The sequence below is a fragment of the Streptomyces sp. BV286 genome, from assembly GCF_019090165.1.
Classification (GTDB): Bacteria; Actinomycetota; Actinomycetes; order Streptomycetales; family Streptomycetaceae; genus Streptomyces.
This window is the reverse complement of record NZ_JAHRIB010000130.1, coordinates 67974-82068: the sequence shown is the minus strand read 5'-3', so window position 1 is coordinate 82068 and position 14095 is coordinate 67974. Positions and strand designations below refer to the sequence as shown.

General features: G+C 70.6%; 12 protein-coding genes. 8 read left to right on the top strand and 4 right to left on the bottom strand.

What is annotated here, in order from left to right:
• Nucleotides 1–115 precede the first annotated feature (115 nt).
• A complete protein-coding gene (locus KUF83_RS17930) occupies nt 116–952 on the bottom strand; it encodes a transglutaminase domain-containing protein (RefSeq protein ID WP_308403039.1) in 837 nt (278 codons plus the stop codon).
• A 234-nt stretch (nt 953–1186) separates the two neighbouring features.
• Between KUF83_RS17930 and KUF83_RS17925 the strand changes: the two genes are divergently transcribed.
• Complete coding sequence (locus KUF83_RS17925; protein ID WP_217455709.1) at nt 1187–2005, top strand: SAM-dependent methyltransferase; 819 nt, start codon at nt 1187–1189, stop codon at nt 2003–2005.
• Between the two features lie 141 nt (nt 2006–2146).
• On the opposite strand, the gene KUF83_RS17920 is transcribed toward KUF83_RS17925, so the two are convergent.
• Together KUF83_RS17920 and KUF83_RS17915 are read right to left on the bottom strand one after the other, a co-directional pair.
• The gene (locus KUF83_RS17920; protein ID WP_217455708.1) at nt 2147–3658 is read right to left on the bottom strand and encodes an MFS transporter; all 1512 of its coding nucleotides are present in this window, start codon (nt 3656–3658) and stop codon (nt 2147–2149) included.
• A 241-nt stretch (nt 3659–3899) separates the two neighbouring features.
• Nucleotides 3900–4559 carry a hypothetical protein gene (locus tag KUF83_RS17915; RefSeq protein WP_217455707.1) on the bottom strand — a complete coding sequence of 220 codons (660 nt, stop codon included), beginning with the start codon at nt 4557–4559 and terminating at the stop codon, nt 3900–3902.
• Between the two features lie 139 nt (nt 4560–4698).
• Here KUF83_RS17915 and hemL point away from each other — a divergent pair, with 139 nt between their 5' ends.
• The 7 genes from hemL to ccsB all read left to right on the top strand — a co-directional run bounded on the left by hemL (nt 4699) and on the right by ccsB (nt 12759).
• The gene (gene hemL, locus KUF83_RS17910; protein WP_217455706.1) at nt 4699–6018 is read left to right on the top strand and encodes a glutamate-1-semialdehyde 2,1-aminomutase; all 1320 of its coding nucleotides are present in this window, start codon (nt 4699–4701) and stop codon (nt 6016–6018) included.
• Nucleotides 6015–6689, top strand: coding sequence for a histidine phosphatase family protein (locus tag KUF83_RS17905; protein WP_217455705.1), 675 nt, complete (start codon nt 6015–6017; stop codon nt 6687–6689). The genes hemL and KUF83_RS17905 overlap by 4 nt, the downstream gene beginning before the upstream one ends.
• A gap of 306 nt (nt 6690–6995) precedes the next feature.
• Complete coding sequence (locus tag KUF83_RS17900) at nt 6996–8288, top strand: hypothetical protein (RefSeq protein WP_217455704.1); 1293 nt, start codon at nt 6996–6998, stop codon at nt 8286–8288.
• A 101-nt stretch (nt 8289–8389) separates the two neighbouring features.
• Entirely contained in the window at nt 8390–9034 is a 645-nt protein-coding gene (locus KUF83_RS17895) for a TlpA disulfide reductase family protein (RefSeq protein WP_217455703.1), read from the top strand.
• Nucleotides 9035–9040: 6 nt separating this feature from the next.
• Nucleotides 9041–9808 carry a cytochrome c biogenesis CcdA family protein gene (locus KUF83_RS17890; protein WP_217455702.1) on the top strand — a complete coding sequence of 256 codons (768 nt, stop codon included), beginning with the start codon at nt 9041–9043 and terminating at the stop codon, nt 9806–9808.
• A gap of 3 nt (nt 9809–9811) precedes the next feature.
• Nucleotides 9812–11662 carry a cytochrome c biogenesis protein ResB gene (locus KUF83_RS17885; protein ID WP_217455701.1) on the top strand — a complete coding sequence of 617 codons (1851 nt, stop codon included), beginning with the start codon at nt 9812–9814 and terminating at the stop codon, nt 11660–11662.
• Nucleotides 11659–12759, top strand: a complete 1101-nt coding sequence (gene ccsB, locus KUF83_RS17880) for a c-type cytochrome biogenesis protein CcsB (RefSeq protein WP_217455700.1) — start codon at nt 11659–11661, stop codon at nt 12757–12759. Before KUF83_RS17885 ends, ccsB begins: the two co-directional genes overlap by 4 nt.
• Before the next feature lie 36 nt (nt 12760–12795).
• Here ccsB and KUF83_RS17875 read toward each other — a convergent pair whose 3' ends face one another.
• Nucleotides 12796–13914, bottom strand: a complete 1119-nt coding sequence (locus KUF83_RS17875; RefSeq protein WP_217455699.1) for a hypothetical protein — start codon at nt 13912–13914, stop codon at nt 12796–12798.
• Between the last annotated feature and the right edge of the window lie 181 nt (nt 13915–14095).

The window sequence follows — 14095 nt, the reverse complement described above, 5'->3', positions numbered from 1 at the left end:
GTGGTGGCTGGCCGCGCGGTTCCCCGCGCCCCTGAGGGAGTGCGTCAGGCCGGTTCTTGTGCTGCGGGGCGGTGGGGGCTGGTCGCGCCGTTCCCCGCGCCCCTGCCGGGGTGCGTCAGGACGGGATTTTGTGGGCTCCCGCGCTCCAGCGGCCCAGGACCGGTTCGCCCGCTGTGCGGGCGGCGAGACACAGGGTCTGGCCGTGGCGGGCGAAGAGCTCGTCGCGGGAGTCGAAGTGGCCGAGGTCGCTCAGGACGCGGGCCGACAGGTCGCAGGCCGTGCCCGACGCGGTGCAGCTCGACGCCCCGCCCCAGTCGACCGTCGTACGGGCCACCGCGTCGAAGAGCGTCTCGCCGCCCTGGTTGGTGAACCCGGCGCCGCGGTCGCCCGTCCCGCCGCCCGGCTCCGTGAGCGGGCCCTCGGGGGGCATCGGCCCGCCACCGGTGTCGCCGTCGGCCGTGCCGAACAGTTCGCCGATCGGTATCCACGCCTCCGCCGGCCGGAACTCGGGCCAGGCCAGCAGTACCTGCTCCGGCACCAGCGGCTTCAGCCGGGGAAACCGCGGGTACCAGAAGACCCCGTCGACCAGCAGTCCCCGTACCCGCGTGGGTACGCCCATCGCGCGGGCGGCCGCTTCCAGCACCGCCATCCGCTGGCTGCACGACCCGCGCCCGAGCCGCAGCGTCCGCGAGACCCGGCGCCGGTCCTCGACGGAGTACACGGGCCGTATCTCCCGCGCGACGATCCCGTGTGCCACGCGCAGCGCGTCGAGCGGCCCCGCGGGCCCGGCGGCCCGCACCCGCTCCACCAGGGCCGTGACGCCGGGGCCGGTCCAGTCCAGGATCGCGGTGGGCCGTGTCGAGCCCGGGACGTCCGCCGTCGCCGGAGGCCGCACACCCGCCCCCGCCACGCGCTCCGCCCGCCGGTACGGCATCAGCAACCGGCTGGTCACGGCCACCACCCCCGCTTCTCTCCAAGAATGTCCGTCATCATCACACGTGTCCGCGCACCCGTTCGGGGCGGTGCGCGGGCAGCCCGGCGGGACGGGAACCGGCCGCGCCGGGACGAGGGCCGACCTCCGGGTACGAAAAGGCGTACGTATCTTGGGCGTTGGAACTTGAACGGTGAACCTTGGACCTTAGGTTTGTGCGTGTTCGTACACGCCTTGGATGAGAAGACGGTGCCCATGACCGATCACGAGAGCCCGACGGGACAGCCGGCCCGGCAGAGGATCGACACCTCCGTGCCGCACTCGGCCCGGATCTGGAACTACTGGCTGGGCGGCAAGGACAACTACCCCGTGGACGAGGAGGCCGGCGACGCCTACACCGCCGTCTTCCCCGGCATCGTGACCATCGCCCGCAGCAGCCGCGCCTTCCTCGGCCGCAGCATCCGTCACCTGGTGGAGGACGCGGGCATCCGGCAGTTCCTGGACGTGGGCACCGGCCTGCCGACCGTGGACAACACGCACGAGGTCGCCCAGCGGCTCGCACCGGAGTCCAAGGTCGTCTACGTCGACAACGATCCGCTGGTCCTCGCCCACGCCCGGGTCCTGCTCACCTCCTCGCCGGAGGGGGCCACCGACTACGTGGACGCCAGCCTCTACGAGCCGGACCGCATCCTGGAGGCGGCCGCCCGGACCCTGGACCTCACCCGCCCGACCGCCCTGATCCTGAGCGGCATCCTCGGTCACGTCGCGGACTACGACCGGGCCCGCGCCCTGGTCCGCGACCTGCTGGACGGCCTTCCGTCCGGCAGCTACCTCTGCGTCAACGACGGCTCCCGCGGCACCGACCCGACCTACGAGGCGGCCCAGGACGGCTACAACGAGACCGGCGCGGTCCCGTACTTCCTGCGTCCCGTCCCCCAGATCGAGGCGTTCTTCGAGGGGCTGGAGATGGTGGAACCGGGCGTCGTGTCCGTTCCGCTGTGGCGCCCGGAGAAGAACGGCTCCGGTGAGCCGACGCCGATCGGCCAGCACGGGGGCCTGGGCCGCAAGCCCTGACACCAGCGGACGCGTACGGGCGGACCCGTGCGCCTCCGGTGGCCGCCTCCCGCGGGAGCGGGCGGGGCGGCCACCGGAGGCGCACGCGATGAGCGAGGGACGTCACGGTCCGCGCCGGATCGCCGCGGCTTGCCCCGGAACCTACGACTTCACGCCCGAGACCTCCACGGGCCCGGAGTGCCCGCCGCCGGTGTCCCCTCCACCGGTGTCGCCGGCTGCGGTCACCGCCTGCGCGGCGGGCCGCCGGCCCGGCAGGAACGCGGCGAGGGCGAGCGCGAGGAGCGCCGCTCCGGCACCGATGGCCATGACCACCTTGAAGCCGTTCTCGGAGGGCAGCGCGGTGGTGCCGAAGTCCGTGGTCATCTGCGCCAGGACGACACCGGCGACGGCGCTGGCGAACGACGTGCCGATGGACCGCATCAGGGTGTTGAGGCTGTTGGCGGCGGCCGTCTCCGAGGGAGGCACGGCACCCATGATCAGCGCGGGCATCGCCCCGTAGGCGAAGCCGACACCGCCGCCGATGACGCAGGAGACCAGGACGAGGTGCCAGACCTCGGACATCAGCACGATGTTCAGGCCGTAGCCGGCGGCGACGATGACGGCACCCGTCATCAGGGTGATCTTCGGGCCCCGGGACTTGGTGATGGCGGCGGAGAGCGGCGCCATGGCCATCATCACCAGACCCTGCGGAGCGAGCACCAGACCCACGGTCATCATGGACTTGCCGAGGCCGTAACCGGTCTGCTCGGGCAGCTGCAGCAACTGCGGCAGGACCAGCGACATCGCGAACATCGAGAAGCCGAACGCGATCGAGGCGAGGTTGGTGAACAGCACCTGACGGCGGGCGGTGGTGCGCAGGTCCACCAGCGGCTGACGGGTACGCAGCTCGTAGAAGCCCCACGCCACCAGCACGAGCACCGAGACGGCGAACAGGCCGAGGACGGACCCGCTTGTCCAGCCCCAGTCGCCGCCCTTGGAGACGGCCAGCAGCAGGGACACGAGCCCCGTGGCCATGCCGAGGGCGCCGACGAGGTCGAAGCGTCCGCCGGTGCGCACCTTCGACTCGGGCACGAGCGTCAGGACGAGGACGAGGGCCACGGCACCGAGTGCGGCCGAGGTCCAGAACAGCACGTGCCAGTCGAAGTTGTCGGCGAGGAACGCGGCGGAGGGCAGGCCGAGGGCGCCGCCGACGCCGAGTGAGGCACTCATCAGCGCGGTCGACCCGGCGAGCCGCTCGGCCGGCAGCACGTCGCGCATGATGCTGATGCCGAGGGGGATGACACCGGCGGCCAGTCCCTGGAGGGCGCGTCCGGCGATCATCGGGACGACGGAGTCGCTCAGCGCGGCCACGACCGAGCCGGATATCAGCGAGGCGATGCTGATCAGCAGCATGCGGCGCTTGCCGTACATGTCGCCGAGGCGGCCGACCACGGGAGTGGCGACGGCGGCGGCGAGCAGGGTGGCCGTGATCGTCCAGGCGGTGTTCGACGCCGAGGCGTCGAGGAGCCTGGGCAGCTCGGGGACGATCGGGATGACGAGCGTCTGCATCAGCGAGACGACGATTCCGGCGAAGGCCAGGACCGCCACGACGGCGTTCGGCCTGGGCGGGGCAGAGCTCCCGGCCGCGGCGGATCGGTGAAGGGCGTCGGACATCGGAGTGCCTCCGTCGGAGGAGCAGGGGGGAGATTTGCTTGACTCACTCAACGATAAATTGAATTGATTGACTTACGCAAGTGGATGGGTGGCCGGAGCGGCAAAGGTCGGGCAAAGGGGAGGTCGCCCGGTCGGCCGGGCGCCCCGTGGGTCACCGCACGCGCGCCGTGCCATGGCGCGCGGTGAACGAAGAAGGGCGGGACCCGAAGGTCCCGCCCGAATCATCCTTGAGGCAACTCGCCTACGGCCACACCAGGCAGTACGGCTGATGCCCCGCCTCATGCAGCCGGTGGCTGAAGTCCTGCCACTCGTGCAGCAGTTGGTAGACGTTGAACGCGTCGCGGGGGCCGCCGCGGTCCGGGACCGTCGACCAGATGAAGGCGGCCGCGCCCACGGCCTCCTCGCCGATGCCGCGGAGCGGGTCGACGACGGTCATGGGGAGCTTGACCACGGCGTAGTCGGGATGGAGAACGACGAGTTCGAGCGGGGGCACCTTGTGCAGGGGTATGCCCTCTATGCCGGTGAGAACCATCGCGGCCATCGTCTCGGGCTTGATCTTCGTGAACATGCCGTTCATGCCGAGCTCGTCGCCGCCGAGTTCCTCCGGGCGCATGGAGATCGGGACGCGGGCGGCGGTCGCGCCGTCCGGGGCCCCGAAGTATTTGTACGTCACCCCCACCCGGCCACCATTCCCGCTTCCTGGCCTGAGCTGGTCTGCCCCGCGGTCCGTGTAGTCCATACCGTCCATACGCGCGGACGGGTCGATCCGCTCAGGTTCGCCCTGCGATCCCTGTGTCTGCCGTGCCTCGGCAGCCTCCGCCTCGCGCCGGTGCTTCCCCCGCCGGGAACGCCGAGGACCGAGGTCATCGGTCCCCTCGCCCAGTCCACCACCGCGATGCATATCTCCACCCGACTGCTTTTCCAGGGCGCGCGACCCCCGCCACGCAACCCGATCATCGTGACAGTGACCTCCCCCGCGGCCGCACGCCGAAACGTACGTTGAAACACCTGTCCGCAGGATCTTCGCAGCCTCTGACACCATGGTCCGTGTGAGCTATCCGTACGAAGCCCCAGTTTCGCAGACTCTTTTCGACCGTGCGGCGGCCGTGACGCCCGGCGGCGTGAACTCTCCCGTCCGCGCGTTCCGCGCCGTGGGCGGTACGCCCCGGTTCATGGTGTCCGGTAACGGTCCATACCTGACGGATGCCGACGGGAGGGAGTATGTGGACCTCGTTTGTTCGTGGGGGCCGATGATCCTCGGCCATTCCCGTCCCGAGGTCATCGCGGCGGTCCAGGCGGCCGTCTCCCGAGGCACCTCCTTCGGCACGCCGGGTGAGGGCGAGGTCGCGCTCGCCGAGGAGATCGTCGCCCGCGTCGAGCCGGTCGAGCAGGTCCGTCTCGTGTCCAGCGGCACCGAGGCGACCATGTCCGCCATCCGTCTCGCGCGCGGTTTCACCGGGCGCGCCAAGGTCGTGAAGTTCGCCGGCTGCTACCACGGGCACGTGGACGCGCTGCTGGCCGCGGCGGGCAGCGGCCTCGCCACGTTCGCGCTGCCCGACACCCCCGGCGTCACGGGCGCCCAGGCCGGGGACACCATCGTCCTTCCGTACAACGACCTCGACGCCGTACGCGCGGCCTTCCGTGCGCATCCCGGCGAGATCGCCTGTGTGATCACCGAGGCCTCGCCCGGCAACATGGGCGTCGTGCCGCCCGGGCCCGGCTTCAACCAGGGCCTCAAGGACGCCTGCGCGGCGGACGGGGCCCTCTACATCTCCGACGAGGTCATGACCGGCTTCCGGACCAGCAGGGCCGGCTGGTACGGGGTGGACGGGGTCGCGCCCGACCTCATGACCTTCGGCAAGGTCATGGGCGGCGGTTTCCCGGCCGCGGCCTTCGGCGGACGCGGGGACGTGATGGCGCACCTCGCGCCCGTGGGCCCCGTCTACCAGGCGGGCACGCTGTCCGGGAACCCGGTCGCGACCGCCGCGGGCCTCGCCCAGCTGCGGCTGCTCGACGACGCCGCGTACGCCCAGCTCGACGCGGTGTCCGAGCAGATCCGTACGCTCGTCACGGACGCCCTCACCAAGGAAGGTGTGGTGCACAGGCTGCAGAACGCGTCCAACATGTTCTCCGTCTTCTTCACCGAGGGAGACGTACGTAATTACGAGGACGCGAAGACGCAGGAGTCGTACCGCTTCAACGCCTTCTTCCACTCGATGCTGGCGCAGGGTGTGTACCTGCCGCCGTCCTCGTTCGAGTCCTGGTTCGTGTCGACGGCGCACGACGACCGGGCGGTTCAGCGGATCGCCGACGCCCTTCCGGCGGCGGCACGGGCAGCAGCGGAGGCCACGGCAGCATGAGTGACATCACCGTCGTACACGTGATGCGGCACGGGGAGGTCGCCAATCCGGACGGCCTGCTCTACGGGCGGCTGCCCGGCTACCACCTGTCCGAGCTGGGACAGCGGATGGCCGAGCGGGTCGCCGAGCACCTCGCCCCCCGGGACATCACGCACGTCGTCTCCTCCCCGCTGGAGCGGGCCCGTGAGACGGCCACGCCGGTCGCCGAGGCGCACGGTCTCGATCTCGCGACCGACACCCGGCTGATCGAGGCGGAGAACGTCTTCCAGGGCAAGGCCTTCGGTGTCGGGGACGGCGCGCTGCGCCGGCCCGAGAACTGGAAGCACCTCGTCAACCCGTTCCGGCCGTCCTGGGGCGAGCCGTACCTGGAGCAGGTCGTACGGATGATGGGCGCGCTGGACGCGGCGAAGGACGCGGCGCGGGGGCACGAGGCCGTGTGCGTCAGCCACCAGCTGCCCATCTGGATCGTGCGGTCCTTCGTGGAGCGGCGGCGGCTGTGGCACGACCCGCGCAAGCGGCAGTGCACGCTCGCGTCGCTGACGACCTTCACCTACCAGGGCGACAGGATCGTGTCCGTCGGGTACACCGAGCCGGCGCGGGATCTGGTGCCGGCGCATCTCCTTGCCGGTGCCAAGCCGGTGAAGGGTGGGTCCAAGGCCTTCGGAGCGTAGGCGCTCCTGGGGCCTCGGCCCCGGGGCCCCAGGGCCGGACCGGTCCGCTTCGGAGCGCGGGTGTGTGGGGGCTGGGCGCGCAGTTCCCCGCGCCCCTGTAGGGCGGCCCCGGAAGGGGCACGCCCCTTCCGGGGCCGCCCTACGTGGACGGGCAATCGGGTTCTTTAGTTCCGTTGCGTCCGTTACAGGTTCATCTTCTTAAAGTCACCGAAATATGTGTGTGTGGCATGGAACCCGCCGGTTCGTCGTCCCCTCTAACCCGGTGTCCATCTGGTTTGGGCACAGGGCGCGACGAATGGGGACGGAATGCGGGACATCAGTCGAAGGGGAATGCTGGGACTCGGAGCAGGCGCGGCGGCGGCCGCGGGGCTCGTCGGCTGCGGCAGCGCACTGGGAGACGGCTCCAAGGACGTCGGGGGTTCCGGAAACGCCGGTGGCGGCGGCAACAAGGGTGGCGGACGCCCCGCCCGCCTCCTCGGTGACGGTTCCACCTCCTTCACCGGGAAGCAGCCCAAGCAGCCCGGCAAGCCCGTGCCACTCGAACCGGGCGAGACCCCGCCGCAGTTCGTCGTCTTTTCCTGGGACGGCGCGGGGGACGTCGGCAACGGCCTCTTCGAGCGATTCCTGAAACTCTCCGAAGAACACGACGCACGCATGACGTTCTTCCTCTCCGGTCTCTATCTCCTGCCCGAGTCGAAAAAGCGCAAGTACCTCCCGCCGAACAACGCGCCCGGCGCTTCCGACATCGGTTATCTGACGGACGCGCACATCAGGTCGACGCTGAAGAACCTCCGTCGGGCCTGGCTCGACGGACACGAGATAGGCACCCACTTCAACGGCCACTTCTGCGGCGGCACCGGCACGGTCGAGAACTGGACCCCGGCCCAGTGGAAGAGCGAGATCGCCCAGGCGAAGGCCTTCGTCAAGGAGTGGCGTACGAACACGGGCTGGACCGAGGCCGACGTGCCCGCGCTGCCCTTCGACTACGAGAAGGAACTGATCGGGGGCCGCACCCCGTGCCTGAAGGGCCAGAACAACCTGCTGCCCACCGCCCGCGAGCTCGGCTGGCGCTACGACGCCTCCTCGCCCGGCGGCCTCCAGATCTGGCCCGCGAAGAAGGGCGGCGTCTGGGACCTGCCGCTCCAGGCCATCCCGTTCCCCGGCCACACCTTCGAGGTCCTCTCGATGGACTACAACATCCTCGCGAACCAGTCGGTCAACTCGACCCAGGCCCCGCCCGCCAACTACCCGGCCTGGCGCAAGCAGGCGACCAACGCGTACATAGCGGGCTTCAAGCGGGCATACGAGACGAACCGCGCCCCCTTCTTCGTCGGCAACCACTTCGAGGAATGGAACGGCGGCATCTACATGGACGCCGTCGAGGAGGCGCTGAAGCACATCGCGGGCAAGAAGGACGTACGCCTGGTGTCGTTCCGGCAGTTCGTGGACTGGCTCGACGTGCAGGACGCGGCCGTCCTGGAGAAGCTGCGGACCCTGGGAGTGGGCCAGGAGCCGGCCGGTGGCTGGAACACGTTCCTCGGCGCCACCGCCACGAACTCCGCGGACGACTCGGCGAAGGGCACGGGTCAGGCCGCCTGACGGCCTCCGCGATCAGCCCCCGAAACGCTGTCCGACGTGCGGTTCTCCGCCCGTGAGGGGGGTGCGCAAGATCCCCGGAACGGACATGCGAAACTTTTCACATGAGTGCCGCCCACCGCGCCCCCCAGCGCACGAACCGGACCTTCCAGCGCACCAACCGGACCCGTGGCCGTGCCGCTTCGCTGGCCGGCGGGGTCGTCGCCGCGGCGCTGCTCCTGTCCGCCTGCGGCTCCGGGGGCAAGGCCGGCGGGTCGGGTGACACCGGCTTCGTCACCGGCTCCGACGGCATCGCCACGGTCGAGAAGGGCAGTCGCACCCCGGCCCCCGACCTGTCGGGCAAGACCCTCGACGGCAAGCAGCTCGACGTCGCCGACTACAAGGGCAAGATCGTCGTCCTGAACGTCTGGGGCTCCTGGTGCGGCCCGTGCCGCCTGGAGGCGAAGAACTTCGTCAAGGTCTCCGACGACCTCAAGGACCAGGGCGTGCAGTTCGTCGGCATCAACACCCGTGACACCAGCACCAGCCCGGCGATCGCCTTCGAGAAGGAACAGGGCGTCACCTACCCGAGTCTGTACGACCCCACGGGCAAGCTGATGCTCCGCTTCAAGAAGGGCACGCTCAACCCGCAGACGATCCCCTCCACGCTCGTCCTCGACCGGGACGGCAAGGTCGCCTCCCGCTCGCTGGCGGCACTCAGCGAGGCGAACCTGCGCAAGATGCTCAAGCCGATCCTCGCGGAGAAGTGACGGCTCGTGTCTCTTCTCGTAGCCGCGGGCACCGACCCCAACCAGACCGTCCTCACCGGGGCGCTGGTGCTCGCCATCCCGATCGCCGTGCTCGGCGGGCTGGTCTCCTTCTTCTCCCCGTGCGTACTGCCGCTCGTACCCGGCTATCTCTCGTACGTCACCGGCGTCAGCGGCACCGACCTGGCCGACGCGCGACGCGGCCGGATGGTCGCCGGGGCCTCGCTGTTCGTGCTGGGCTTCACCGCCGTGTTCGTCTCCGGCGGGGCGCTCTTCGGCTACTTCGGCTCGACCCTGCAGGAGCACAAGGACACGATGTCCCAGGTGCTCGGCGTCCTCATGGTCCTCATGGGGGTGTTCTTCCTGGGGATGATGCCCTGGCTGACCCAGCGCGAGTTCCGCTTCCACAAGCGGCCGGTCGCCGGTCTGGTCGGGGCCCCGCTGCTCGGCGCGCTCTTCGGGATCGGCTGGACGCCTTGCATCGGCCCGACGCTCGCCTCCGTGCTGGCGCTCTCCTCGTCCGAGGCGAGCGCCGGACGCGGGGCCATACTGACGGTCGCGTACTGCGTCGGTCTGGGCGTGCCCTTCGTCGTCGCGGCCGTCGCCTTCCGCAAGGCGCTCGGTGCCTTCGGCTGGGTCAAGCGCCACTACGTGTGGGTCATGCGGATCGGCGGCGGAATGATGATCGCGACCGGTCTGCTCCTGCTGACCGGCGCCTGGGACGGCATCGTGCAGGAGATGCAGGGCTGGTCCAACGGCTTCACGGTAGGGATCTGACGCATGAGCGCGACACGGGACACCGACGCGAGGACCGAGGGCCGGACCGACGAGAACGGTACGGGTGACACCGCGACGCGTGACGCCGGCGATCTCGGTGCCGCCGGGGCCCAGTTGTCCACCGCGCCCCGGGAGACGGCGATGCCCGGCTCCTTCGGCGGTTCCCGCACCCCCGGCGCCCTGGGCCGGCTCGCCTGGACCGGCCGCGAGGTCTTCGGCTGGACCCGCTGGATCTGGCGGCAGCTCACCTCGATGCGGGTCGCGCTGCTCCTGCTCTTCCTGCTGTCCCTCGGCGCGATCCCCGGCTCGCTGATCCCGCAGTCCGGGACCGACGACACGAAGGTCGCCGAGTTCCGGGCACAGCACACCACGCTCGGCCCGCTCTACGAGCAGCTCGGACTCTTCCACGTCTACAGCTCGGTGTGGTTCTCCGCGATCTACATCCTGCTCTTCGTCTCGCTCATCGGCTGCATCGTGCCCCGCACCTGGCAGTTCGTCGGCCAGCTGCGCGGCCGCCCGCCGGGTGCGCCGCGCCTGCTGACCCGGCTGCCCGCGTACACGACGTGGCGGACCGGGGCCGAGCCGGAGGCGGTCCGCGAGGAGGCGCTCAAGCTCCTGAAGCAGCGCCGCTTCCGTGCGCATCTCGCCGGGGACGCCGTCGCCGCCGAGAAGGGCTATCTCCGTGAGGTCGGCAACCTCGCCTTCCACATCGCACTGATCGTGATGCTGGTGGCCTTCGCCTGGGGCCAGCTCTTCAAGTCCGAGGGCAACAAACTGGTCGTCGAGGGCGACGGTTTCGCCAACACCCTCACGCAGTACGACGACTTCAAGTCCGGGAACCTCTTCGACACGGACGACCTGGAGCCGTTCAGCTTCGTGCTCGACGACTTCAAGGGCACGTACGAGACCACGGGCCCCAACAAGGGCACCCCCCGGACGTTCCAGGCGACCGTCGACTACAGCGTGGGCGCGGACGGCAAGGCGAAGAAGAAGACCATCAAGGTCAACGAGCCGCTGGAGGTCGACGGCTCGAAGGTGTACCTCACCGCCCACGGCTACGCGCCCGTCATCACCGTCCGGGACGGCAAGGGCGAGGTCGTCTACCACCAGGCCGTGCCGCTGCTGCCGCTCGACTCCAACGTCACCTCGACCGGCGCGATCAAGGTCATGGACGGGTACCGGAACGCCGGGGGGAAGCGGGAGCAGCTCGGCTTCCAGGCCTTCTTCCTGCCGGCGTACGGCGGGGACGGCACGGCGGTGGTCTCGCAGTTCCCGGCGCTGCTGAACCCGGTGCTGAACCTGGCCGCGTACCACGGCGACCTCGGTGTCGACGCGGGTCTGCCGCAGAGCGTGTACCAGCTGGAGAAGAAGAACATGAAGGAGTTCAAGGACTCCAAGGGCAAGCAGCTCAGGGAGAACCTGAAGCCCGGCGAGACCATGCAGCTCCCGAACGGCGCCGGCTCGGTCACCTTCGAGAAGGGGATCAAGGAGTGGGCGAACTTCCAGGTCACCCGTCAGCCCGGCTCCGGCTGGGCCCTCGTCGGATCGTTCGCCGCCATCTTCGGTCTCGCGGCCTCCCTCTTCATCCAGCGCCGCCGCGTCTGGGTGCGGGCCACCGCGGGCCCCGACGGTGTCACGGTCGTCGAGATGGCGGGCCTCGGCCGCAGCGAGTCCGCCAAGGTCCCGGAGGAACTGGGCACCCTGGCCGGCCACCTGTACGACCTGGCGCCGGGCGCCCCCGACAGCCCGGAGCAGGACCCGGACGCCGGCCCCGACCCGGGCCCCGGGCCGGAGAACGAGACTTCCACCCCCGAACCTCCCGCCGTACCTGCCGAAGGGGCTGAGACCAAGTGACTCTCGCCGCCGCAACCGACCTCGCTGCCGCGACCAACGAAAACCTCGCGAACCTCAGCAACACGCTGATCTACTCCGCGATGGCCGTCTACACGCTGGCCTTCTTCGCGTACATCGCCGAATGGATCTTCGGCAGCCGCAGCACGGTCGGCCGCACGGCCGCCGCGCTCACCGCCGGGGACGCCAAGAAGGCGGGGGCTCCGGCGGTCACCGTGCAGAACGCGGGCGGCACCGCCGTACTGGAACGGCCCAAGGTCGTCACGCGGGCCGCGGCCGGCGCGCGGGACGTGCCGGACGGGCCGGGCGCACACGGCGGTGACGAGCAGGGGGACCTCTACGGCCGCATCGCCGTGTCCCTCACCGTGCTCGCCTTCCTCATCGAGTTCAGCGGCGTGCTCACACGCGCCCTGTCGGTGGAGCGGGCGCCGTGGGGCAACATGTACGAGTTCAACATCACCTTCTCCACCGTCGCCGTGGGCGTCTACCTCACGCTCCTCGCGCTGCGGAAGAACATCCGCTGGCTCGGGCTGCCCCTGGTCACCTCGGTCCTCCTCGACCTCGGTGTCGCGGTCACCGTGCTCTACACCGCCAGCGACCAGTTGGTCCCCGCCCTCCACTCGTACTGGCTCTACATCCACGTCTCCACGGCGATCCTCTGCGGAGCGGTCTTCTACGTGGGCGCGGTCGCCACGATCCTGTACCTCTTCAAGGACTCGTACGAGAACAAGCTGACGACCGGTGGCAAGCCGGGCCGCTTTGCCACCTCCGTCATGGAGCGGCTGCCCGCCTCGGCCTCGCTCGACAAGTTCTCCTACCGCGTGAACGCCGCGGTCTTCCCGCTGTGGACGTTCACGATCATCGCGGGCGCCATCTGGGCGGGCGACGCCTGGGGCCGCTACTGGGGCTGGGACCCCAAGGAGACCTGGGCCTTCATCACGTGGGTCGCGTACGCCTGCTACCTGCACGCGCGTGCCACGGCCGGCTGGAAGGGCCGCAAGGCCGCGTACATCGCGCTCATCGCCTTCGCCTGCTGGCTGTTCAACTACTACGGGGTGAACATCTTCGTCTCCGGCAAGCACTCCTACGCCGGGGTCTGATCCCTCGACCCGCCTTCGCCGTGGACCCCGCCGCCCCTACCCGGGCGGCGGCAGCGGTACGAGGAGCGCCCGGGACGAGACGGCGGTGCCGGGCTGCCAGCCGCTGTGGTGGGCCACCTCCGGGAGCGAGCGCCGGACGGCGTGGTGCAGGGACGGGTGCCCGTCGCCGCGCAGGCCCGCGAAGAACGCCACCCGGTCGGCGATGCCGTCGGCCCGGTCCCGCAGTACCGAACCGATCAGGCCGGGGCCCGGAGCGCTCTGCGCGTTGTCGAGGAGCACCAGCGGACGCCCGAGCCGGTGGGTGCGCTGCAGGGCACCGGGCAGAGCGCCGGTGTACGCGTCGTCGAGGTCGGCCAGCAGGGCCCGTACGAGATGGCGCTCGGCGTGGGTGCGGGGGTCGCGGCCCAGCCTGAAGTGCCCGGAGAGCAGCATGAGTCCGAGCTTCGGGTTGCCGCCCGCGTGCGGGTAGTCCCGGTACCAGGTGGCCGCCTTCCGCAGTCGTCGGTGGGTGGACGTGACGCCCTCCGTGAAGGCCTCCAGGGTCGCCTCGATGACCGGCTCGACGACCGGCCCCGTACCGGAGAGCGCGGCGGCCAGTCGGGTCGACACCCGGCCGACCCAGCGCCCCGCGAACCCGGCGCCCCAGGACCCGGCGGCCCGTGACCCGGTGCGGTTCAGCAGCAGGATCCGCTCGGCCTCCTGCCGGATACGTGGCAGGTCCCGGTCGTTCCAGCCGCCCGCCACCACGGCCAGCAGCCCCGCCGCGAGCCGCGGGAACGGAATCCGTCCGGCGCCGGTCACCGGCTCGGCCAGCTGCTCGGCGATCGTCAGCACCGCCTGGGACACCGGGGACCACGCCTCGCGGGGCCGCCGCGGCGACGGAACCGGGCCCTGCTCGTCCCCGCACGCGAACAGCTCGTCCTCGCAGTCGATCAGCGCGACCGGCGTATGCCCTTCGTAGGCGTCCCTGAGCTGCTCCAGCACCGCGCTCTTGCCGAGCCCCCGCCCGCCCGCGAACACGACGAACGGCAGCTCCTCCGTGTGCTCCAACGGGCTCGGCCGTTGCTGGAAGGGGCGCAGCCCGACCAGCCGTGGAGCGAGGCCGGGCGGATCCGTGTCGAACAACGCCCCCCGGCCGTGCAGCCCTTCGCGCACCGCATCTCCCCCTGGGGCCCGTGGGTCCTGTACTCGTGCTGCTGTGAGGTCTATCAACAGCCGTGGTGCCCTGGGGGCGTTGCTTCGGAGTGGATCGCGTGATGTCCGCGGGCTTCCGGAAATGTCGGTGCCGTCGGCGGAGTTCGACCACGGAACGGCCGGTCCGCGAGGACGTGCGCCG

Bases quoted from the DNA above. Each gene is read 5' to 3' on its own strand.
- KUF83_RS17905 (WP_217455705.1), top strand. From the start codon at position 6,015: ATGAGTGACATCACCGTCGTACACGTGATGCGGCACGGGGAGGTCGCC.
- hemL (WP_217455706.1), top strand. From the start codon at position 4,699: ATGGTCCGTGTGAGCTATCCGTACGAAGCCCCAGTTTCGCAGACTCTT.
- KUF83_RS17925 (WP_217455709.1), top strand. From the start codon at position 1,187: ATGACCGATCACGAGAGCCCGACGGGACAGCCGGCCCGGCAGAGGATC.
- KUF83_RS17915 (WP_217455707.1), bottom strand. From the start codon at position 4,559: ATGCATCGCGGTGGTGGACTGGGCGAGGGGACCGATGACCTCGGTCCT.
- KUF83_RS17900 (WP_217455704.1), top strand. From the start codon at position 6,996: ATGCGGGACATCAGTCGAAGGGGAATGCTGGGACTCGGAGCAGGCGCG.
- KUF83_RS17895 (WP_217455703.1), top strand. From the start codon at position 8,390: ATGAGTGCCGCCCACCGCGCCCCCCAGCGCACGAACCGGACCTTCCAG.
- KUF83_RS17920 (WP_217455708.1), bottom strand. From the start codon at position 3,658: ATGTCCGACGCCCTTCACCGATCCGCCGCGGCCGGGAGCTCTGCCCCG.
- KUF83_RS17885 (WP_217455701.1), top strand. From the start codon at position 9,812: ATGAGCGCGACACGGGACACCGACGCGAGGACCGAGGGCCGGACCGAC.